The organism is Streptomyces sp. NPDC048361, from assembly GCF_040651795.1.
Classification (GTDB): domain Bacteria; phylum Actinomycetota; class Actinomycetes; order Streptomycetales; family Streptomycetaceae; genus Streptomyces.
In genome coordinates this window covers 1-19,894 of sequence record NZ_JBEZKW010000082.1, presented here as the reverse complement: position 1 = coordinate 19,894, position 19,894 = coordinate 1, and the positions used below count along the sequence as shown (strand labels likewise).

At 72.4% G+C, this 19,894-nt stretch carries 20 protein-coding genes; 12 read left to right on the top strand and 8 right to left on the bottom strand.

The annotated features are described in order from the left end of the window. Positions 1-90: 90 nt before the first annotated feature. Entirely contained in the window at positions 91-1,188 is a 1,098-nt protein-coding gene (gene dapC / locus AB0D31_RS31265; RefSeq protein WP_362729372.1) for a succinyldiaminopimelate transaminase, read from the top strand. Positions 1,189-1,382: 194 nt separating this feature from the next. On the opposite strand, the gene AB0D31_RS31260 is transcribed toward dapC, so the two are convergent. Next, entirely contained in the window at positions 1,383-1,832 is a 450-nt protein-coding gene (locus AB0D31_RS31260) for an ATP-binding protein (protein WP_362729370.1), read from the bottom strand. Between the two features lie 301 nt (positions 1,833-2,133). Next, positions 2,134-3,114, bottom strand: coding sequence for a hypothetical protein (locus AB0D31_RS31255; RefSeq protein ID WP_362729368.1), 981 nt, complete (start codon positions 3,112-3,114; stop codon positions 2,134-2,136). A 49-nt stretch (positions 3,115-3,163) separates the two neighbouring features. Here AB0D31_RS31255 and dapE point away from each other — a divergent pair, with 49 nt between their 5' ends. Both dapE and AB0D31_RS31245 read left to right on the top strand, forming a co-directional pair. After that, positions 3,164-4,243 (top strand): succinyl-diaminopimelate desuccinylase, encoded by a 1,080-nt coding sequence (gene dapE, locus AB0D31_RS31250; RefSeq protein WP_362729366.1) that lies wholly within the window; start codon positions 3,164-3,166, stop codon positions 4,241-4,243. A gap of 345 nt (positions 4,244-4,588) precedes the next feature. Then, positions 4,589-5,350 (top strand): TIGR00730 family Rossman fold protein, encoded by a 762-nt coding sequence (locus AB0D31_RS31245; protein WP_362729364.1) that lies wholly within the window; start codon positions 4,589-4,591, stop codon positions 5,348-5,350. Between the two features lie 85 nt (positions 5,351-5,435). Here AB0D31_RS31245 and folP read toward each other — a convergent pair whose 3' ends face one another. Continuing rightward, positions 5,436-6,320: a dihydropteroate synthase gene (gene folP / locus AB0D31_RS31240; RefSeq protein WP_362729362.1), complete on the bottom strand. Its 885-nt coding sequence runs from the start codon at positions 6,318-6,320 to the stop codon at positions 5,436-5,438. A gap of 112 nt (positions 6,321-6,432) precedes the next feature. On the opposite strand from folP, the gene AB0D31_RS31235 reads away from it, so the two are divergent. Both AB0D31_RS31235 and AB0D31_RS31230 read left to right on the top strand, forming a co-directional pair. Continuing rightward, positions 6,433-6,906: a DivIVA domain-containing protein gene (locus AB0D31_RS31235; RefSeq protein ID WP_362729360.1), complete on the top strand. Its 474-nt coding sequence runs from the start codon at positions 6,433-6,435 to the stop codon at positions 6,904-6,906. Continuing rightward, complete coding sequence (locus AB0D31_RS31230; RefSeq protein WP_362729358.1) at positions 6,903-7,484, top strand: DNA-3-methyladenine glycosylase I; 582 nt, start codon at positions 6,903-6,905, stop codon at positions 7,482-7,484. Before AB0D31_RS31235 ends, AB0D31_RS31230 begins: the two co-directional genes overlap by 4 nt. Before the next feature lie 39 nt (positions 7,485-7,523). Here AB0D31_RS31230 and AB0D31_RS31225 read toward each other — a convergent pair whose 3' ends face one another. Continuing rightward, positions 7,524-8,324, bottom strand: a complete 801-nt coding sequence (locus AB0D31_RS31225) for an enoyl-CoA hydratase-related protein (RefSeq protein ID WP_362729356.1) — start codon at positions 8,322-8,324, stop codon at positions 7,524-7,526. Between the two features lie 320 nt (positions 8,325-8,644). Between AB0D31_RS31225 and AB0D31_RS31220 the strand changes: the two genes are divergently transcribed. Continuing rightward, positions 8,645-8,812 carry a DUF3117 domain-containing protein gene (locus tag AB0D31_RS31220; RefSeq protein ID WP_003966491.1) on the top strand — a complete coding sequence of 56 codons (168 nt, stop codon included), beginning with the start codon at positions 8,645-8,647 and terminating at the stop codon, positions 8,810-8,812. 742 nt (positions 8,813-9,554) lie between these two features. Here the strand turns inward: AB0D31_RS31220 and AB0D31_RS31215 are convergent. Next, positions 9,555-10,220 (bottom strand): O-methyltransferase, encoded by a 666-nt coding sequence (locus AB0D31_RS31215; protein ID WP_362729354.1) that lies wholly within the window; start codon positions 10,218-10,220, stop codon positions 9,555-9,557. A gap of 165 nt (positions 10,221-10,385) precedes the next feature. Here AB0D31_RS31215 and sigE point away from each other — a divergent pair, with 165 nt between their 5' ends. The 5 genes from sigE (at position 10,386) to AB0D31_RS31190 (ending at position 15,656) form a co-directional block, all read left to right on the top strand. Then, the gene (sigE, locus tag AB0D31_RS31210; RefSeq protein ID WP_267056207.1) at positions 10,386-11,162 is read left to right on the top strand and encodes an RNA polymerase sigma factor SigE; all 777 of its coding nucleotides are present in this window, start codon (positions 10,386-10,388) and stop codon (positions 11,160-11,162) included. Continuing rightward, on the top strand, positions 11,159-12,220 hold the full coding sequence (locus tag AB0D31_RS31205; protein ID WP_362729352.1) for a zf-HC2 domain-containing protein: 1,062 nt from the start codon (positions 11,159-11,161) through the stop codon (positions 12,218-12,220). The genes sigE and AB0D31_RS31205 overlap by 4 nt, the downstream gene beginning before the upstream one ends. A gap of 85 nt (positions 12,221-12,305) precedes the next feature. Next, positions 12,306-14,156, top strand: a complete 1,851-nt coding sequence (locus AB0D31_RS31200) for a trypsin-like peptidase domain-containing protein (RefSeq protein ID WP_362729350.1) — start codon at positions 12,306-12,308, stop codon at positions 14,154-14,156. 179 nt (positions 14,157-14,335) lie between these two features. Further along, positions 14,336-14,788, top strand: a complete 453-nt coding sequence (locus AB0D31_RS31195) for a sec-independent translocase (RefSeq protein WP_362729348.1) — start codon at positions 14,336-14,338, stop codon at positions 14,786-14,788. Between the two features lie 187 nt (positions 14,789-14,975). Further along, on the top strand, positions 14,976-15,656 hold the full coding sequence (locus tag AB0D31_RS31190) for a hypothetical protein (RefSeq protein ID WP_362729347.1): 681 nt from the start codon (positions 14,976-14,978) through the stop codon (positions 15,654-15,656). Between the two features lie 139 nt (positions 15,657-15,795). Here AB0D31_RS31190 and AB0D31_RS31185 read toward each other — a convergent pair whose 3' ends face one another. From AB0D31_RS31185 to AB0D31_RS31175, 3 genes are read right to left on the bottom strand one after another with little or no spacing between them, the layout of a single operon-like run. Next, positions 15,796-16,929, bottom strand: a complete 1,134-nt coding sequence (locus AB0D31_RS31185) for an Mrp/NBP35 family ATP-binding protein (protein ID WP_362729345.1) — start codon at positions 16,927-16,929, stop codon at positions 15,796-15,798. Positions 16,930-16,972: 43 nt separating this feature from the next. Then, the gene (locus AB0D31_RS31180) at positions 16,973-17,548 is read right to left on the bottom strand and encodes a DUF1003 domain-containing protein (RefSeq protein ID WP_362729343.1); all 576 of its coding nucleotides are present in this window, start codon (positions 17,546-17,548) and stop codon (positions 16,973-16,975) included. Beyond that, complete coding sequence (locus AB0D31_RS31175; RefSeq protein ID WP_362729341.1) at positions 17,535-18,812, bottom strand: CBS domain-containing protein; 1,278 nt, start codon at positions 18,810-18,812, stop codon at positions 17,535-17,537. Before AB0D31_RS31175 ends, AB0D31_RS31180 begins: the two co-directional genes overlap by 14 nt. 189 nt (positions 18,813-19,001) lie before the next feature. Here AB0D31_RS31175 and AB0D31_RS31170 point away from each other — a divergent pair, with 189 nt between their 5' ends. Beyond that, on the top strand, positions 19,002-19,748 hold the full coding sequence (locus AB0D31_RS31170; protein WP_362729339.1) for a hypothetical protein: 747 nt from the start codon (positions 19,002-19,004) through the stop codon (positions 19,746-19,748). The last annotated feature ends 146 nt before the right edge of the window (positions 19,749-19,894 follow it).

Genomic DNA, 19,894 nt, shown 5'->3' with positions numbered 1-19,894 from the left:
TCCCCGTACGGCTCAGCTGCCGTACGGGGCCGTGGTGTTTCCCGGCGCGGCCGCCGTGGCACCGTCCGTACGAGAAAGTGAGCACCTTCCGTGAGCGCAGTCTCCTCACGTCTTCCCGTCTTCCCCTGGGACAAGCTGGAGCCGTACAAGGCGACGGCCGCGGCCCACCCGGACGGCATCGTGGACCTCTCCGTCGGCACGCCCGTCGACCCGGTCCCCGCCCTCGTCCAGGAGGCCCTCGCCGGCGCCGCCGACTCGCCGGGCTATCCCACGGTGTGGGGCACGCCCGCGCTGCGGGACGCGATCAAGGGATGGCTGGAGAAGCGCCTGGGTGCGCGCTCGGTCGAGCACACCAACATCCTGCCCGTGGTCGGCTCCAAAGAGCTGGTGGCCTGGCTGCCGACCCAGCTCGGGCTCGGCGCCGGCGACCAGGTGGCCTACCCGCGGCTCGCGTACCCGACGTACGAGGTCGGCGCGCGGCTGTGCGGCGCGGAGGCAGTCGTCTACGACGACCCCACAGAGCTCGACCCGACGCACCTGAAGCTGCTCTGGCTGAACTCGCCGTCCAACCCGACCGGCCGGGTCCTCGCCAAGGACGAGCTGGTCCGCATCGTGGCCTGGGCCCGCGAGCACGACGTCCTGGTCTTCTCCGACGAGTGCTACCTGGAGCTGGGCTGGGAGGCCGAGCCCGTGTCGGTGCTGCACCCGGACGTGTGCGGCGGCTCCTTCGACGGCATCGTGGCCGTCCACTCGCTCTCCAAGCGCTCCAACCTGGCCGGCTACCGGGCGGCCTTCGTCGCCGGTGACGCCCGGGTGCTGGGCGAGCTGCTTCAGATCCGCAAGCACGGCGGCATGATGACCGCCGCGCCCGTGCAGGCGGCCACCGTCGCGGCGCTGGGCGACGATGTCCACGTACAGGAGCAGCGCGCCCGGTACGCGGCCCGGCGTGCCGCGCTGCGCGAGGCGCTCGAACAGCACGGCTTCCGCATCGAGCACAGCGAGGCGAGCCTCTACCTGTGGGCCACCCGCGACGAGGGCTGCTGGGAGACGGTGGCCCACCTCGCCGAGCTCGGCATCCTGGTGGCGCCGGGCGACTTCTACGGCGTGGCGGGCGAGCGGTTCGTACGGGTCGCGTTCACGGCGACCGACGAGCGCGTCGAGGCGGCTGTGAAGCGTCTGGCGCGCTGAGCGGGCGCCCGCTGAGGGCGGCTGTCCGTGGGTGACGCGTCCGTCGCGGGCGCATGTAGCTGTCCGTGGGTGACGCGCCCGTCGCAGGCGCATGTAGCTGTCCGTGGGTGACGCGCCCGTCGCGGCCTTGCGTACGCACAAGGGGCCCGGGGAGTTCGCACTCCCCGGGCCCCTTCGCATCACCCACGCCCCGGTCAGCCGAGCGGCAGGCCCTTCAGGGGGAGCTGGTCGGTGCTGGGCAGGCCCTGGGTGGGCAGACCGCCGGTCGGCAGGCCGCTCTGGGTGGCGGTCTTGGCGGTCGAGCCGAGGATGTCGCCCGCGCTGCCCGCCGCGTCACCGGCCGCCTTCTGCGCGGCCGGGGTCGCCACCTTGCCCGTCTGGCCCACAGTCTTGCCCGCGGCCGGCACGGCCTTCTTGACGGCGTCGGCGCCGGTGGAGCCGACCATGGTGGTGGCCTTCTGGGTCACCCCGTCGGCGGCGTTGCTGACCGAGCTCGGGTCCATCTGGGTCAGGCCACTGAGGTTCGGGGCGACCTGGGGGACGTCAACGGCGCTTGCGGAGCCGGCCGCACCGACCACGGGCGCTGCACCTGCCGCGATGAGCAGCGCGGCGCGGGCGATCCGACGGGTCAGGGGGAGGGACATGATGCTCCTTCAGACGGGTTGGAAATGTGTCGCTGTCCGGCGTTCGGACGCAGTGACAACCGCCGTGAGGGGAGGAGAGGTTGCGGTGGGCCTGGTTAAAGAGTTCGTAATGCGTCGCATTATCTACTCTGGATAAAAACGGGCAAATGAAGCGTACCCCGGGTACCTGACGTGACGTCAGATCCCTTTCCGCGCAGGGGAATGGACGATTTTCCGCGTCGGCGTCCGGACGCGGGTACGAAACACCGTGACGGGTGTGGCGCCGCCCCCCGGACGAGTGCCCGGGCGAACGGGTGCGCGGTTAGGGCGCGAGGGTGATCCGTACCTCTTGTGCCGCGTCGCCCGAGCCGCCCGGCGCCGCACCAGCCGGACCGACGGACGGGGAGGCGGCCGCGGAGGCCGGTGCGGCCGACCAGCCGTCGGCCGAGTCGTCCGCGCTCCACACCCGGCCCGCATAGGAGACCCGCGCGATGTGCAGCGCCTCGGCCTGCGCCACCGCCCAGTGCGCGAGGGCCCAGCCGCGCTGCTCCTTGCCGGTGCCCGAGGCCACCGCGTCCTCGGTGACGCGCACGGGCACGGCGACGTCACGGCCCGCGTCCGCCGGCTGCCGCGCCTCCACCACGCCGTCGCCGAAGACCTGCCGCAGCCCCTCGCGCACCCGCGCCGGGTCGCCCGGCTCCGCGTTCTTGGCCACCGTGCAGGTCAGCGCGGCGGACTCGCGGCCGGTCAGCGCGGCCATCAGCACCGTCGCGTCCGGCTCGTGCTTGGCGTACGCCTGCGGGAAACCGCTGTGCTGTACCTCCTGCGCCGCCACCGTCAGCGGAAGCCGCGAATAGCCCGGCACTTCGGCGAGGTGCTGGTAGAACTTGCCGGCCGCGTACACCGGGTCCATGATCTGCTCCGCGGTGCCCCAGCCCATCGAGGGCCGCTGCTGGAACAGGCCGAGCGAGTCGCGGTCGCCATGGTCGAGATTGCGCAGCCCGGACTCCTGGAGGGCGGTGGCGAGCGCGATCGTCACGGCCCGCTCCGGCATCCCGCGCGAGGTGCCGACCGCCGTGATCGTCGCCGCGTTCCGCGCCTGCTCGGGGCTGAGCTCGAACGACGAGCCCTGCCCGTCACCCGTCCCCGCCACACATCCCGGGGCGCCGGGGCCTCCGCTCACGTACTGCACCACCACGTATCCGGCGATCGCGAGCAGCACGGCGAAGGCCGCCCCGACACGCAAGAGGCGGCCGCGACGGGAGGGGCGCGGGAGAGGGATGGGCTCTGACACGGGGCCCACCGTACTGGAGCGCGAAGACAGGTCCGGCGAGCGAGTTAGGGTCGGGCGCATGGCCGACACCACCCTGGATCTCACCGCCGACGCGCCCACGCTCACCGCGCGCCTGGTCGACTTCGCCTCCGTGAGCGGCGCGGAGCAGCCGCTGGCGGACGCCATCGAGCGCGAGCTGCGCAAGCTGGCGCACCTCACCGTCGACCGGTACGGCAACAACGTCGTGGCCCGCACCACCCTGGGCCGGGCCGAGCGGATCATCCTGGCCGGGCACATCGACACCGTGCCGATCGCCGACAACGTGCCGTCCCGCCTCGACGACAACGGCATCCTCTGGGGCTGCGGAACGAGCGACATGAAGTCGGGCGTGGCGGTGCAGCTGCGGATCGCACAGACGGTGACCGCGCCCAACCGCGACCTGACCTTCGTGTTCTACGACAACGAAGAGGTCGCCGCCCACCTCAACGGCCTCGGCAGGATCGCCGACGCCCACCCCGAGTGGCTGGCCGGCGACTTCGCGGTGCTCCTCGAACCCTCCGACACCGAGGTCGAGGGCGGCTGCCAGGGCACCCTGCGGGTCCTGCTGAGGACCAGCGGCGAGCGCGCCCACTCCGCGCGCAGCTGGATGGGGTCCAACGCCATCCACACCGCCGCCCCCATCCTCGCGAAGCTCGCCGCCTACGAGCCGCGCCGCCCGGTGATCGACGGCCTGGAGTACCACGAGGGCCTCAACGCGGTACGGATCGAAGGGGGCGTGGCGGGCAACGTCATCCCCGACGCGTGCACGGTCACCGTCAACTACCGCTATGCGCCCGACCTCAGCGGCGATGAGGCGCTCGCCCACGTCCGTGAGGTCTTCGCCGACTGCGACATCGCCGAGTTCGTGGTGGACGACCACTCGGGCGCCGCCCTGCCCGGGCTCTCGCACCCCGCGGCGGCCGCGTTCATGGCCGCGGTCGGCGGCACCGCCCGCCCCAAGTTCGGCTGGACCGACGTTTCGCGCTTCGGCGACCTCGGCGTCCCCGCCGTCAACTACGGGCCCGGTGACGCGCTTCTGGCCCACAAGCGCGACGAGCACGTCGCCGTCGAGCGGATCACCCAGTGCGAGCGGCGGCTGCGGGCCTGGTTGAGCGACTGAGCGACTGAGCGACTGACCGATTGATCGCCACGAACTGACCAGTTGGTCGATTGACCGGCTGATCGCCACGGGCTGACCAGTTGGTCGATTGACCGGCTGATCGACTGAGCGATGGATCGACCGGCTGACCGGCTGAGCGGCTGAGCGGCTGAGCGACTGTCCGGCTGAGCGGCTGTCCGGCTGAGCGGCTGTCCGGCTGAGCGCGCCCCGGGCCCCGCCCGGCGCGGGCCCCTCACAATTCAGGGCTTCGCAAGGGGCGTGGCCTGCCGGAATTCCGCCATTCGTCACGTTGGCCGACCTACCCTGGCTGAGCACGCGCAACATCGTCAGCGGAGGGAGCACGGCATGGCCAACCCCGAGGGAGCACGGTTTCCGGCGGAGCAGCGGCTGGAGCAGCGGCTCGGACCGGTACTGCGCCGCCGCGATCAGGTGCAGGCCGGCACCACGGACCAGCGCCTGCTGGACACCGAGGGCGACTCCCAGTGGGTGCACACCGACCCCTGGCGGGTCATGCGCATCCAGTCGGAGTTCGTCGAGGGCTTCGGCGCGCTGGCCGAACTGCCCAGCGCGATCAGCGTGTTCGGCTCGGCCCGTACGCCGGCCGGATCACCCGAGTACGAGGCGGGCGTACGGATCGGACGGGCCCTGGTCGACGCGGGCTTCGCCGTGATCACCGGAGGCGGGCCCGGCGCGATGGAGGCCGCGAACAGAGGCGCCCGCGAGGGCAACGGCGTCTCCGTCGGCCTCGGTATCGAGCTCCCCTTCGAGCAGGGGCTCAACCCGCACGTCGACATCGGGATCAACTTCCGCTACTTCTTCGTCCGCAAGACGATGTTCGTCAAGTACGCGCAGGGCTTCGTGGTCCTGCCGGGCGGCCTTGGCACCCTGGACGAGCTGTTCGAGGCGCTGACCCTGGTGCAGACCCGCAAGGTCACCCGCTTCCCGATCGTGCTGTTCGGCACGGAGTACTGGGGCGGCCTCGTGGACTGGCTGCGCACCACGGTGATCGCCCAGGGCAAGGCATCCGAGGGCGACCTGCTGCTCTTCCACGTCACCGACGACGTGGACGAGGCCGTCACCCTGGTCACCAAGGAGACGGGCCACTAGGCCGCGTCTTCAAAGCCCCTCTGGCGGGCGCTCCTTTGGAGACACTCCCCAGCCCGCCGGGCGGCCGCTCCGGAAGCCGCCTGTCCTACGCCAGGCCCCGGCGGGCCACCGCCGGGGCGCGGTGACCCGCGATCGAGGCGACCATGTCGAGGACCTGACGGGTCTCCGCCACCTCGTGCACGCGGTAGATCCGGGCGCCGAGCCACGCGGAGACCGCCGTCGTCGCGAGGGTCCCGATCAGGCGCTCCTTCACCGGCCGGTCGAGGGTCTCGCCCACGAAGTCCTTGTTGGACAGCGAGACCAGGACCGGCCACCCCGTGTCGGTCATCTCCTCAAGTCGCCGCGTCGCCTCCAGGCTGTGCCGGGTGTTCTTCCCGAAGTCGTGCCCGGGGTCGATCATGATTCCGTCCGGCCGCACCCCCAGCTCGACGGCGCGCTCGGCCAGGCCGACCGTGACCCGCAGGATGTCCGCCACCACGTCGTCGTACGCGATCCGGTGCGGCCGGGTGCGCGGCTCCACGCCGCCCGCGTGGGTGCAGACGAGACCCGCGCCGTAGCGCGCCGCGACCTCGGCGAGCCGTGGATCGACGCCGCCCCAGGCGTCGTTGAGGACATCCGCGCCCGCCTCGCACACCGCCGCGCCGACGTCGTGCCGCCAGGTGTCCACGCTGATGACGACCTCGGGGAACCGCTTGCGGACCTCGGCGACGAACCCGACCGTGCGGCGCGCCTCCTCCTCGGCCGTGACCTCCTCGCCGGGGCCCGCCTTCACCCCGCCGATGTCGATGATGGCCGCGCCCTCGGCGACGGCCTGCTCCACGCGGGCCAGCGCGGGTTCGTCGTGGAAGGTCGCGCCCTGGTCGTAGAAGGAGTCGGGGGTCCGGTTCACGATCGCCATGACCACCGGTTCGTCCGCGGTGAATTCGCGCCGGCCAAGCCGCAGCGTGCCGCGGTCCGTTCCGCTGTGCATCCCCTGTGTCCTTTGCTGTGATCCGGGCCGTTGTCCGCCTGCGACCCTAACCGTCAGTGCCGCATGGCACGATCGGACCCGACAGTTTCCGGCGTCGGGAAGAGGCTCGCTCGTGTTCTGGTTCTTGCTGATCGCGATGGTCGTCGTGGTCACCGCCGTGACCCTCGCCGTGGTGGGCGGCGGCGGAGGCGACGCCGGGGTGCTGCCCGAGGCCGAGCCGGAGAACTTGGTGGACCCGCTGCCCGAGCACCGCCCGGTGGGCCGGGCCGACGTGGAGGCGCTGCGCATCCCGGTGGTCCTGCGGGGCTACCGGATGGCCGACGTCGACGACGCGCTGAGCCGCCTCGGCGCGGAGCTCGCCGAGCGGGACGCGCGGATCGCCGAGCTCCAGTCGGTGGCCGCCCGCGGTGGGGTGGCGCCGGGCAACGGCGGCCGGGCCCCCGAGCCGCACGGGATCGCCCCCGAGCCGCATCCCTTGCCCGAGCCGCACGGCACCGCACCCGAGCCGCACGGCATCCCGCAAGGCAACACCCCCGAGCCGCACCCCGGCGCGGCCGGGCCGTCCGACGAGGAGCCCCGGCGATGAGCGGGGCCGTGCCCGGCCCCGACGGGCGGCTTCGCTGCCCCTGGGGGCTGTCCACCGAGGACTACGTGGCGTACCACGACACCGAGTGGGGCCGCCCGGTCCGCGGCGACGACGCGCTGTACGAACGGCTCTGCCTGGAGGCCTTCCAGTCCGGGCTCTCCTGGATCACGATCCTGCGCCGCCGCGAGGGATTCCGGCGCGCGTTCGCCGACTTCGACATCGCGGCGGTGGCCAAGTTCACCGAGGCGGACAAGGAGCGGCTCCTCGGCGACACGGGCATCATCCGCAACCGCCTCAAGATCGAGGCGACGGTCGCCAACGCGCAGGCCCTCACCACTTGGTCGCCGGGCGAGCTCGACGCGCTCATCTGGTCCTACGCACCGGACCCGGCCACCCGCCCGGCGCCCCGCACCCTCTCCGACGTCCCGGCCGTCACCGACGAGTCGACGGCTCTGTCCAAGGCCCTCAAGAAGCGCGGTCTGCGCTTCATCGGCCCCACGACGGCGTACGCCCTGATGCAGGCGTGCGGCCTGGTCGACGACCACCTCGCGGACTGCGTGGCACGGGGCGGCGCCTGAGCACCGCCCCGCCCGGCCCGCCCCGCCCGGGAGCCGCGCTCAGCGGCCGACGTACTTCGGCTTCTCCTTGGCGAGGAACGCGGCCACCGCGATGGCGTGGTCCTCGGAGGCGCCCGCCTTCGACTGGAGTTCGTCCTCCGTCTCCAGCGTCTCGGCGAGCGTGTGGCCCGCGCCGTACGCGAGAGAGGCCTTCAGGGCGCCGTACGCCACCGTGGGGCCCTCGGCCAGGGTGCGGGCGACGGCGAGGGCCTGCGCGGCCAGCTCGTCGGCCGGTACGACCTTGTTGACCAGGCCGATCCCGTACGCCTCCTGTGCGGAGATCGAGCGTGGGAAGAGCAGCAGGTCGGCGGCGCGGGACTGGCCGATCAGACGCGGCAGGGTCCAGGAGACGCCCGAGTCGGCGGTCAGCGCGACCCCGGCGAACGAGGTGTTGAACGCGGCGGTGTCCGCGACCACGCGGTAGTCCGCGGCGAGCGCGAAGCCGAGGCCGGCGCCCGCCGCCACGCCGTTGACGCCGGCCACCACGGGCTTGGGCATCTCGGTGAGCGCCGTCAGGATCGGGTTGTAGTGCTCGCGCACGGTGCTCATGGTCTGCCCGGTGCCGGCCTCGCGGTCCGCGGTCAGGGAGGCGACGTGCTCCTTGAGGTCCTGGCCGACGCAGAACGCCCGGCCGGCCGCGGTGAGCAGCACGGCGCGCACCGCGGGATCCGCGGCCGCGGAGCGTACCGCCTCGCGCAGCGCGACCTTCGCCTCCGTGTTCATCGCGTTCATGGCCTCGGGCCGGTTGATCGTGATCGTCGCGAGCCCGTCGCTCACCTCGTAGAGCACGGTGTCGGCCATGGTGGGATCCCCTCCGTCGCGGATGCTGCTTCGTCGTCGTATCCGCTCAGCATGGCGGAGATCACGGCCGCCGGGCATGTGACCTGCGTCTAACAATCCGGGTGCCGGGGGGATCCGGCGGCGGCGAAGTATCGCAGGCGGATCGCCGAATTGTGTGGTTTTGATAGAGCGCGTTGCGCAAGCGATGCGGACCGATGTTGGTCATCGGGTCCTGGGATGCGGGATAATGACCTGGAAGCAATGTGTTCGATGCCGTGACGCGTACCCAATCCCGGGGGCCGTCGGCTGACGATGAGCTGGTTTCAGGAAGGGGAACGAGCATGGCGGCCATGAAGCCGCGGACGGGCGACGGCCCGCTCGAGGTGACCAAGGAGGGGCGGGGCATTGTCATGCGCGTTCCGCTCGAAGGCGGCGGTCGGCTTGTCGTCGAGCTGACTCCGGACGAGGCCGATGCGCTCGGCGATGCCCTCAAGAAGGTCGTCGGCTGAGTTAGCGGGTCCGACGCAGACTCTTCACCGCCCCGGTTCGGTGTGCACGTGCTGTGCATGCCGTGCCGGGGCGGTGTTGCGTGCGGGGCCCCCTGGCGGGGTTGCCGTTGGAAGGGTGCCCGGCAGAGGCCACCTCAACCCGTCCGGATGCCCGGGCAGGCGCCACCTCATCCGGTCCGATCTGGGGCGGAGCCCCGGGGCCCGGGTTTCGTCCGCGGACCGTGCCCGCGTCTCGCGCAGTTCCCCGCGCCCCTGGTGGTTTGACCTTGGCAGGGTGCCCGGCAGAGGCATCCTCAGCCCGCCATGGGGGGTCCCCCTGGCCCTTGAGGCCGCGGGGGAGTTTGAGGACGAGCGCCCTCAAGGCGCGAACGGGGTCTGGGGCGGAGCCCCAGGGGCCCGGCTTTCGACTGCGGACCGTGCTGGGTCACCCGCGCAGTTCCCCGCGCCCCTGTAGGGCACCCGGTGTTGAGACGTCGCGCCCGGAGTGGGACGCCCGGTGTCGAGCGGACGCGCCCGTCGTGGCGGAGCCGCGCAAATGTCCAGCCCCGCGCCCCTGTAGGGCACCCGGTGTTGAGACGTCGTGCCCGGAGTGGGGCGCCCGGTGTCGAGCGGACGCGCCCGTCGTGGCGGAGCCGCGCAAATGTCGCAGCCCCGCGCCCCTGTAGGGCACCCGGTGTCGAACGGCCGCGCCCGAGTAGCGCACCCGGTGTCGAGCGGCCGCGCCCGCCCGGGGGCTGCGGGGTCAGCCGCGGCGTACCGCGCAGAGGAGGCCGTCGCCGACCGGGAGCAGGGACGCCACGAGCTCGGGGCTCTCGCGCACCGAGCGGAGCAGCTCCCGCAGCCGCAGGATCTCGGGCGGCTGGGCCGCCGAGTCGACGGTGCGGCCGTCCGCGAAGACCCCCTCGAAGCAGACGATCCCGCCGGGCCGCAGCAGGCGCAACGATTCAGCGAGCACGTCGAGCGACTCCATCCGGTCGCCGTCGCAGAACACCAGGTCGTAGCCGCCGTCCGCGAGCCTCGGCAGTACGTCGAGGGCACGGCCCGGAATGAAACGGGCCCGGTTCGCGGCGAAGCCCGCGGCGCGGAACGCCTGCTTGGCGAACTGCTGGCGCTCCGGCTCCGGATCGACGGTGGTCAGGACGCCGTCCGGCCGCAGCCCTTGCAGCAGATAGATGCCGGAGACGCCGGTGCCGGTGCCGATCTCCGCGACCGCCTTGGCGTCCGCCGTGGCAGCGAGCAGCCGCAGCGCGGCGCCTGTCCCCGGGGACACCGAACGCAGGCCTGCCTCCCGGGCCCGGTCACGGGCCCAGCGCAGCGCGTCGTCCTCGGCGACAAAGGCGTCGGCGAACGCCCAGCTCGTCTGCCGGTTGGCGGTAATGGCCCTCTCCTGTCCCCTTGGTTGGCGCAACGGTGACTGTATCCGCTGGAGTCGGGAACCCGCAGATGGGACCGCGCGTTATGCAGGACAGGGGAACCGCGGGGGGAGCACATGGTCGAGTTCACGGAAGAGGGGCGGAAGCCGTCCCCAAATGCACGTAAAGATTCTTATCCGGAGCTAACGGGCGAGGTGGCTATGGTAGGGGCTCCGCTGGACACCACCAGAGCCGACAGGGGAGGTGCGGCTGCGCCTGTGGATCGGGGAGGAGTGCTGCGGCGCTTTCTCAGGTCGGCGGGTGAGCCGAAATCCGTGACCGACATTGCTGACCGTTCCCGCGCTACCAGCTCCGCAACTACCGCGACGTTCGCCGACGCGGATTCCCAGGCGTGGACTCCCCCTACGTGGGAGGAGATCGTCAGCACGCACAGTGGCCGCGTCTACCGCCTCGCCTACCGCCTGACGGGCAATCAGCACGACGCCGAGGACCTCACCCAGGAGGTCTTCGTCCGTGTCTTCCGCTCACTGTCGACGTACACGCCGGGCACGTTCGAGGGCTGGCTGCACCGCATCACCACCAACCTCTTCCTGGACATGGTCCGGCGCCGTCAGCGCATCCGTTTCGACGCGCTCGGCGACGACGCGGCGGAGCGGCTGCCCAGCCGCGAGCCCAACCCCCAACAGGCCTTCAACGACGCCCACTTCGACGCAGACGTGCAGCAGGCGCTGGACACGCTCGCGCCGGAGTTCCGCGCCGCCGTCGTGCTCTGCGACATCGAAGGGCTCTCCTACGAGGAGATCGCGGCCACCCTCGGAGTGAAGCTCGGCACCGTCCGCAGCCGGATCCACCGTGGCCGCTCCCATCTGCGCAAGGCCCTCCAGCACCGTTCGCCCGAAGCCCGCGCCGAGCAGCAGCGTGCGCTGGCGGGGGTGGCGCCCGGAGCGCTCGGGGTGGCCGGAGAGGGGATGGCGTGAGTGATACGAATCCCACCCCCGCGGAACAGCACCTCGGGGACCGGCTCGCCGCCCTCGTCGACGGTGAGCTGAACCACGACGCCCGCGAACGGGTCCTGTCCCACCTGGCGACCTGCGCCAAGTGCAAGGCGGAGGCCGACGCCCAGCGCAACCTGAAGAACGTCTTTGCGCGCACCGCCCCGCCACCGCCGTCGGAGACCTTCCTCGCCCGGCTGCAAGGGCTGCCCGGCGGTCCCGTGGGAAGAGGACATGACGACGACGGCCCGCAGGGACCGCTCGGCGGACACCGGGCCGACGGCTTCTTCGGAAGACTTGGCGCGCCGGACCCCGAGCCCGGTGGCCCGGCGGACCCGCGCGTTCCGCGCCCCGGTGACTTCGGCTATGTGCCCGCCGGCTCCCATGTCGCGGTTCTGCCCGACGCGCTGACGGGTGGCTTCCGCATCCATCAGGTGGGCCGCTCCGAGCAGGATCGGCCGGGCTCGCCCTGGCGCGGCCGCAGATTCGCGTTCGCCGCCGCGAGCGCGGTGTCCCTCGCGGCCATCGCGCTCGGCGGGACCCTTCCCCTCGGCTCGACCTCCGGCGCCCGTGCCGTGGGCAGCGGCAGCAGTGTCGTGCCGCTGCGTTCCGGCAGCGCGGCGCAGAGCGGCGGCTCCGCCGAGGACCGCCGTCGAGGGGGCGCCACCGCAGGGCTGCTGTCCGCGATGTCGGCCCAGGCCACCACGCCCGCCCCGCCGGGGCTCCGCGGTCTGAGCGCCATGGCCGGGCAGAACGCCCTGGGTGCCATGCCCGCGCAGAACGGGCCGGTGCGGCCGCTGGGCGGCGCGTTTCCCGTCGGCCGTCTGAACGGTTCGTCCTTGCCGCCGTTGATACGCCCCGCCACGGCGACGCAGCCGCTCACCACGACGGACCTCACCACGACGGTCTTCACCACGGCGGACCTCGCCACGACGGACCTCGCCGAGGGGATGCTCGCGGCCGTCCCGACCGTGACCCCGGCGGCGCCGGTGCGCCTCGCCGCTCCTGTCGCGTCCGGGCTCCCTCTCTACGCCCGGCGCTGACCCGCGCTCTGCCGCCGCCCCGGACGACCTGGTTGAATCCGGGGAGGGGTGCTCGTCGAGCACGCAGGTCAGTTGCGGGGAGAGCATGAACGAGCAGCAGCCCACCGGGCCGAAGCCCAGGTGGTGGAGCCGTCCACCGTCGGGCCACCCCCGCACCCCAGAGCCCGCCCCCGAGCCCCGTCCCGCCGATCCCTTGGCCGAGACCGGCCCCGCCGAACCCGTCGGCGAAGCCGGCTCCGCGCACCCCGGGGCGCCCGACCCCAACGACGCGTCCGACCCCACCGGCTCGTCCGCTCCGGCTGAACTCCCGGTCGACACCTACGACTTGGCCCCGCCGGCTCCGGCCCCGGCCTCCACCCCGGCCCCGGCCGGCCCTGCCGGTGCCGCCGCGCCCGCCGCCGTGAACGAGGGCTCCGCTGCCCCGGTTGGTGCCGACTCCGGTGTCGCCGATGCCGGGGTCGTCGCCGCGCCCGGTGCCGAAGGGGGCGGACTTTCCGGCGACGGCCCCCTCGCCGGGCGCCGTGGGCCCTTGCACGCGCCCGATCCCTATGGCACCCCGCCCTACGGCGGGCCCGGGCCGTGGGCGCCCGCGCCGCCCGTGCAGCGGCCGGTGCCGACGCCGCCCGGGGGTACCCCGCTGCCGCCTCAGGGCAGCTACGCCGCAGCCCAGGCACCGGCCACCCCGGCGCCCCCGTACCAGGCACCCGCCGCGCCCGCACCCCCGCTCGCCCCGCAGGGTTCGGCCGCCGCCGCCCCGCACTGGGGCGCGTACGACCCCTGGAGCGGGCCGGGGGAGCCGTTGAGCACGGCCGGGCGGGCGCCGGAGCCGAGGAAGCGGCGGCGCGGGGCGCTGCTCGCGGGGGCGGTGCTGCTCGCGCTGGTCGCCGGGGGCATCGGCGGCGGCGTAGGGGCGTACGTGGAACGCAACGGCAGGCTCACCAGCGTGCACCTGCCGCAGGCCGACAAGGAGCCGCAGGGCCGGGCGCCGGACAGCGTCGCCGGGATCGCCGCGAGCGCGCTGCCGAGCGTGGTCACCATCCATGTCACCGGCACCACCGAGTCCGGCACCGGCACCGGCTTCGTCCTCGACCACGCCGGGCACATCCTGACCAACAACCACGTCGTGCAGCCCGCGGGTACCTCGGGCAAGATTTCCGTGACGTTCAGCGGGGGCGAGAGCGCCGCCGCCGAGGTGGTCGGCCGCGATGCCGGTTACGACCTCGCGGTCGTCCGCGTCGACGGCGTATCGGGGATGAAGCCCCTCGCGCTCGGCAACTCCGACAACGTGATGGTCGGCGACCCGGTGGTGGCCATCGGGGCGCCCTTCGACCTCTCCAACACGGTGACGTCCGGGATCATCAGCGCCAAGGAGCGCCCGATCACGGCGGGCGGCGAGAGCGGGGACGGCAGCGACGTCAGCTATGTGGACGCGCTCCAGACCGACGCCCCGATCAACCCGGGCAACTCCGGCGGCCCGCTCGTGGACTCCAAGGCGCGCGTCATCGGCATCAACAGCGCGATCCGCTCCGCGGGCAGCGGCAGCACGGAGGGCGGCGGCCAGGCCGGTTCGATCGGGCTCGGCTTCGCCATACCGGTCAACCAGGCCAAGCGCGTGGCCGAGGAGCTGATCAGCACGGGCCGGGCCACGCACCCGGTGATCGGCGTCACCCTCGACATGAAGTACAGCGGTGACGGCGCGCGCGTCGGCGACAAGGCGAGCGACGGCAGGCCGGCCGTCGTCGCCGGCGGCCCCGGCGACAAGGCCGGCGTCAGGTCGCAGGACGTGATCACCAAGGTGGACGGCCAGCGGGTGCACAGCGGCGAGGAGTTGATAGTCAAGATCCGCGCGCATCGCCCGGGGGACCGGCTGCGTCTGACCGTGCGGCGGAGCGGCGCGGAGCGGGAGCTGACCTTGACGCTCGGCTCGGCGTCCTGAGCCGGGAACGCCGCCGTACGGGCGGTCCCGGCCCGTTCGGCCCAGTCCCGATGTCCAATGGTCACCCCGGAGGTACCGCGCCGACAGTTCGGCCGGGTACCGTGGAGCGGTCCATGACGGGACGCGGAGCTGAGACCGAGCGCCGGGATCGCGAGCAATGAGAACACGAGGAGCAGCGGGTGTTCACTGACATAGGGCCCATGGAGCTGGGCACCCTCGTAATCCTCGCCGTGCTCATCTTCGGCCCGGACAAGCTGCCCAAGCTGATCCAGGACGTCTCGAACGTGATCCGCAAGGTGCGCTCCTTCTCCGAGAGCGCCAAGCAGGACATCCGGGCCGAGCTCGGCCCGGAGTTCAAGGACTTCGAGTTCGAGGACCTGAACCCCAAGACGTTCGTCCGCAAGCAGCTGATGGACAACGACGACCTGGGCCTTGCGGAGATCCGCAACAGCTTCGATCTCCGCAAGGACATGGAAGAGGTCGCGGACGCCGTGCACGGCCGCGAGTCGGCCCCGGCCGCGGCGACGGCCGTCAACGGGTCGGGGAGCGGCTCGGGCGGTCCCGACCTCGTCAAGAAGCGCGCGCAGCTCGACCCGGGCGAGCGCCCTCCGTTCGACGCCGACGCCACCTGACACGCGCTGAGCCGACGCCACCTGTTACACGCCGATACGCACTGATACGCACTGATACACGCCAATCCCACATGGGCTTTTCCGGCGAGCCGCGATCAGGTGGCTATCCTCCATCTGTCCGGAAGCCAGGACGCCCGAGGGGGGCGGGCCGCTCCGGACGCTACTGATCTAGGAGGCGGCCGGGCAGATGGAGACGACAAGCCGGGCAGCGGGGCAGTCCGCTCAAGGGGCGCCCCAGAGCGCCCAGTCCACACCGGAGGGAGTGCCGGGGGCCCGGCGTACGGTCGACGGCTATCTGCGCGCGCCCTTCCCCTGGTACGGCCTCGACGAGGCGTTCACCGGGCCGCGCTGGCTGATGCAGGTGACCGCGGCGGCCGACGGCACGGTCCAGCACGGCTCGATCGGGCACGGCGACGAGCCGTCGATACGGCCCGAGGCGGCGGCCGTGAGCGACCGTGAGCGGTTCGCTGTGGTCGTCAGCATCCCCGCCACCCCCGTGCGCCGCAGCGGGGACGGTACGGGCGTCCTGGAGGCCACCTCGGTCTCCTCGGCGGCCTGGCTCGCCGGGTCGGGGCTGCTGTCCTTCACCTGGCCCGCGCAGATGGACCATGTGCTGCGCGGCGACTGGCTCGACCAGCAGACCGAGACGGCCTGGGAGCTCGCCGACGATCTGGCGGGGTCCGACTGGTCGACGCTCTCACTCCCCGTGGACGGCGAGCCCACCGAGTTCCACTACCGCGAGTCCGAGTTCGGCTGGGTCCTCGCGGGCTCCGCACGCAGCGGTGTGCACCTGGGCGCGTACGGGCGCGGCCTGAGCGCGTACGGGCTCGGATTCTCGGTGATCGAGGACCTCACCTCGTACGAGTGAGGCGTGGCCGGTAGCCGCAACCAGGTACGCGAAGCCGCAACCAGGTACGCGTGAGCCGCACCCAGGTACGCGTAAGGGGCGCCCGCAATTGCGGAGCGCCCCTTACCGCTGCCGTACGCGTTCCCGCGCCGCAGGTGGCCTAGAACTTGTTGCGCGGGGTGATCCCGAGCGACATGCCCGACAGGCCGCGGGCGCGGCCGCCCAGCTTGCCCGCGATGGCGCGCAGCGCGGCGCCCGCGGGGGAGTCGGGGTTGGTGAGGACCACGGGCCGGCCGTCGTCGCCGCCCTCGCGCAGCCGGACGTCGATCGGGATGGAGCCGAGCACCGGCACGGTGGCGCCGGTCGTCTTGGTCAGGCCGTCGGCGACCTTCTGACCGCCGCCCGTGCCGAACACGTCGACCATCTCGTCGCAGTGCGGGCACGGCAGGCCCGCCATGTTCTCGACGACGCCGACGATCTTCTGGTGGGTCTGCACGGCGATGGAGCCGGCCCGCTCGGCGACCTCGGCGGCGGCCTGCTGCGGGGTGGTCACGACGAGGATCTCGGCGTTGGGCACCAGCTGGGCCACCGAGATCGCGATGTCGCCGGTACCCGGCGGCAGGTCGAGCAGGAGCACGTCCAGGTCGCCCCAGTACACGTCCGCGAGGAACTGCTGGAGCGCGCGGTGCAGCATCGGGCCGCGCCACACGACCGGGGCATTGCCCGGCGTGAACATACCGATGGAGATGACCTTCACGCCGTGCGCGGACGGCGGCATGATCATGTTCTCGACCTGGGTGGGCTTGCCGTCGGCGCCCAGCATGCGGGGTACGGAGTGGCCGTAGATGTCCGCGTCCACGACGCCGACCTTCAGCCCGTCCGCCGCCATCGCGGCCGCCAGGTTGACCGTCACCGAGGACTTGCCGACGCCGCCCTTGCCGGACGCCACCGCGTACACGCGGGTCAGTGAACCGGGCTGGGCGAAGGGCACCTCGCGCTCGGCGGTGCCGCCGCGCAGCGCGGACGCCAGGTCCTTGCGCTGCTCGTCGCTCATCACGTCGAGCGTCACGTCGACGCGGCTGACGCCCTCGACCCGCTCGACCGCCTCCGTCACGTTCTTGGTGATGGTCTCGCGCATCGGGCAGCCGGAGACAGTCAGGTACACCGTGACGGCGACCGCGCCATCCGTACCGATCTCTACCGATTTGACCATGCCGAGCTCAGTGATCGGTCGGTGGATCTCGGGGTCGTTCACCGTCGCCAGTGCCTCAAGCACCGCGTCTTCCGTAGCCATACGGTGATGGTACGGCGCTGACCGCACGGTACGGAAAGCCCTGTCAGCGGTCGCCTTCGTCACGTCGGTGGGCGCGCTCGTGCGGGAATACGTTCCGGCGCTCGTCCATCTCCTTGACCAGGTCCTGGAGTTCGGAGCGGATCCAGTCGCGGGTGGCCACCTCGCCGAGGCCCATCCGCAGCGCCGCGATTTCCCGGGTGAGGTACTCGGTGTCGGCGATGGAGCGCTCGTTCTGCTTGCGGTCCTGCTCGTGGGTGACCCGGTCGCGGTCGTCCTGCCGGTTCTGCGCGAGCAGGATCAGCGGGGCGGCGTACGAGGCCTGGAGGGAGAGGGCGAGGGTGAGGAAGATGAACGGGTAGTTGTCGAAGCGCAGGCTGCCCGGCGCGAAGATGTTCCAGGCGACCCACAGGATGATGATCAGGGTCATCCAGACGATGAACCGTCCGGTGCCGAGGAAGCGCGCGATCCGCTCGCTGAACCGGCCGAACGCCTCCGGGTCCCACTCCGGAAGGAGCCGGCCCCGCCCCGAGCGCGGCTGGTCGAGCCGGGCCCGGCCGCGCGACACGGCGCTCGCGCCGCTCGCCCGGGTGCGCTCCTCGGTACGGTCAGTGCCGCCCACCCGGCACCCCCTCAGGACCGTGGAACTCCGTCTCGCGCCAGTCGTCCGGCAGCAGGTGATCGAGTACGTCGTCGACGGTCACCGCGCCGAGCAGCGAGCCGCTGTCGTCCACCACGGGCGCGGCCACCATGTTGTACGCGGCGAGGAAGCTGGTCACCGACGGCAGCGAGGCGTCCGGCGGCAGCGGCTTCAGGTCGCTGTCCACCACCGAGCTGACCAGCGTGAACGGCGGCTCGCGCAGCAGCCGCTGGAAGTGGACCATGCCGAGGTACTTGCCGGTCGGCGTCTCGTCCGGCGGCCGGCAGACGTAGACCTGCGCGGCGAGCGCGGGGGAGAGGTCCTGCTGGCGCACCCGGGCGAGCGCGTCGGCGACCGTCGCGTCGGGGCGCAGCACGATCGGCTCGGTCGTCATCAGACCGCCCGCGGTGCGCTCCTCGTACGACAGCAGCCGGCGCACGTCCGCCGCGTCGTCGGGCTGCATCAGGGTCAGGAGGCGCTCCTTGTCCTCCTCGGGCAGCTCGGAGAGCAGGTCGGCGGCGTCGTCCGGGTCCATCGCCTCCAGGACGTCGGCGGCCCGCTCGTCCTTCAGCTTGCCGAGGATCTCCACCTGGTCGTCGTCGGGCAGCTCCTCCAGGACGTCGGCGAGCCGGTCGTCGTCGAGGGCGGCGGCCACCTCGGCGCGGCGCTTGGGCGAGAGGTGGTGCATGACGTTGGCGAGGTCGGCGGGGCGCAGTTGCTCGAAGGTGGCGACCAGGTTCTCGGCGCCCTGGCCGTGCTCCTCCAGGGAGAACCCGGTGACGGCCGACCACTCCACGGTCAGCGTCTCGCCCTTGCGGCGCAGCGCGCCCGACTTCCCACGGCGTACGAAGACCTTGTCGATCTCCCAGTCGCGCCGGGCCGGAAGCTGCTGGATCGCCACGTCGAGGACGGTGACCTGCTCGCCGCTCTCGACCAGGGTGACCCGCCGGTCGAGGAGTTCACCGAGTACGAGCCGCTCGGTGGGACGCTGCTCGAAGCGGCGCAGGTTGACCACGCCGGTGGTGATGACCTGGCCCGACTCCACACCCGTGACCCGGGTCATCGGCAGGAAGATCAGCCGGCGGCTCACCACCTCGACGACGATGCCGAGCAGCCGCGGGGGCCGGCGGCCGACGCGCAACATCGCCACCAGGTCGCGCACCCGGCCGACCTGATCGCCGTTGGGGTCGAATACGGCCACACCGGAGAGGTGCGAGACGAAGACCCGGGGGGCGCCTGCCGCCATGTGAGCGCCTCCTTCTGTTCCGGGTGTTCACGTGCCGCGATGCACCGCGCGACAAGGGCTTCAGGCTAGCCGGTGCTCGCACGGTACGCCCTTGCGGGTCGTCCGTACGGCGCCCCGGCGGACGGCGCGGACCGTGCGGGTAGGGTGCGGTCTGCCGACCCCCACATCCATGCGAGAGGCAGTACGCAGGTGACCTCATCCCCCTGGTCCCCGCGGGTACGGGCCCGCCGGGCCGCCCTGCCCGTCGTGCTGTGCGCGGGGCTCGCCGCGGCGCTCACAGCGTGCGGTTCGGACCCGGACGAGGGGACCAATGGCGTCGGCAAGCTGTCCGCCCCCGAGATCGAGAACAAAGCGCGGGCGGCGGCCGACGGCGCGGACGCGGTGCGGCTCTCGGGCTCGCTGGTCAGCAAGGGCGGCTCGTACAAGATCGACATGAAGCTGAAGAGCAGCGGCGGCACGGGCACGGTCACCTCGCAGAAGAGCACGTTCGGGTTGTTGCGGGTGGGCGAGGAGCTGTTCCTGAAGGCGGGCGCGGGATTCTGGGCGCGGGGCGATTCCGGCGGCGCGAGCGCGGCGGCGGGCAAGCTCGACGACAAGTACGTCAAGGTGCCGTCCGGTGACCCGGCCTATCAGCAGCTGCGCGGATTCACCGAGAAGTCGGTGTTGCTCAAGGGCATGCTCGGCCTCCAGGGCACGCTGTCCAAGGGCGACCACTCCGAGGTCGGCTCGGTCCGTACGGTACGGATCGAGGCGGGCAAGGACGGTGAGGGCGGCATTCTCGACGTCTCCCTCCAAGGCACGCCCTACCCTCTGCGCTTCGAGCGGGCCGGCGGGGCGGGCGTCCTCGAACTGGCCGACTGGAACAAGGACTTCGCGCTGGCGCGGCCGGCGAAGGGGGCGATGGTGGACTACGGCAAGCAGCTCCCGACGACGTAGCGGGCGGCGGGGTCCCGGTTTGCGCCGTCCCCTGCGAGGTTGCCGTTCGGGTGCGGACCGTGCCCGCTTGCTCGCGCAGTTCCCCGCGCCCCTGACTACTCGGTCCCGGGCGGGCACCGTCAGCCCGTCCGGCGTTTGAGGACGAG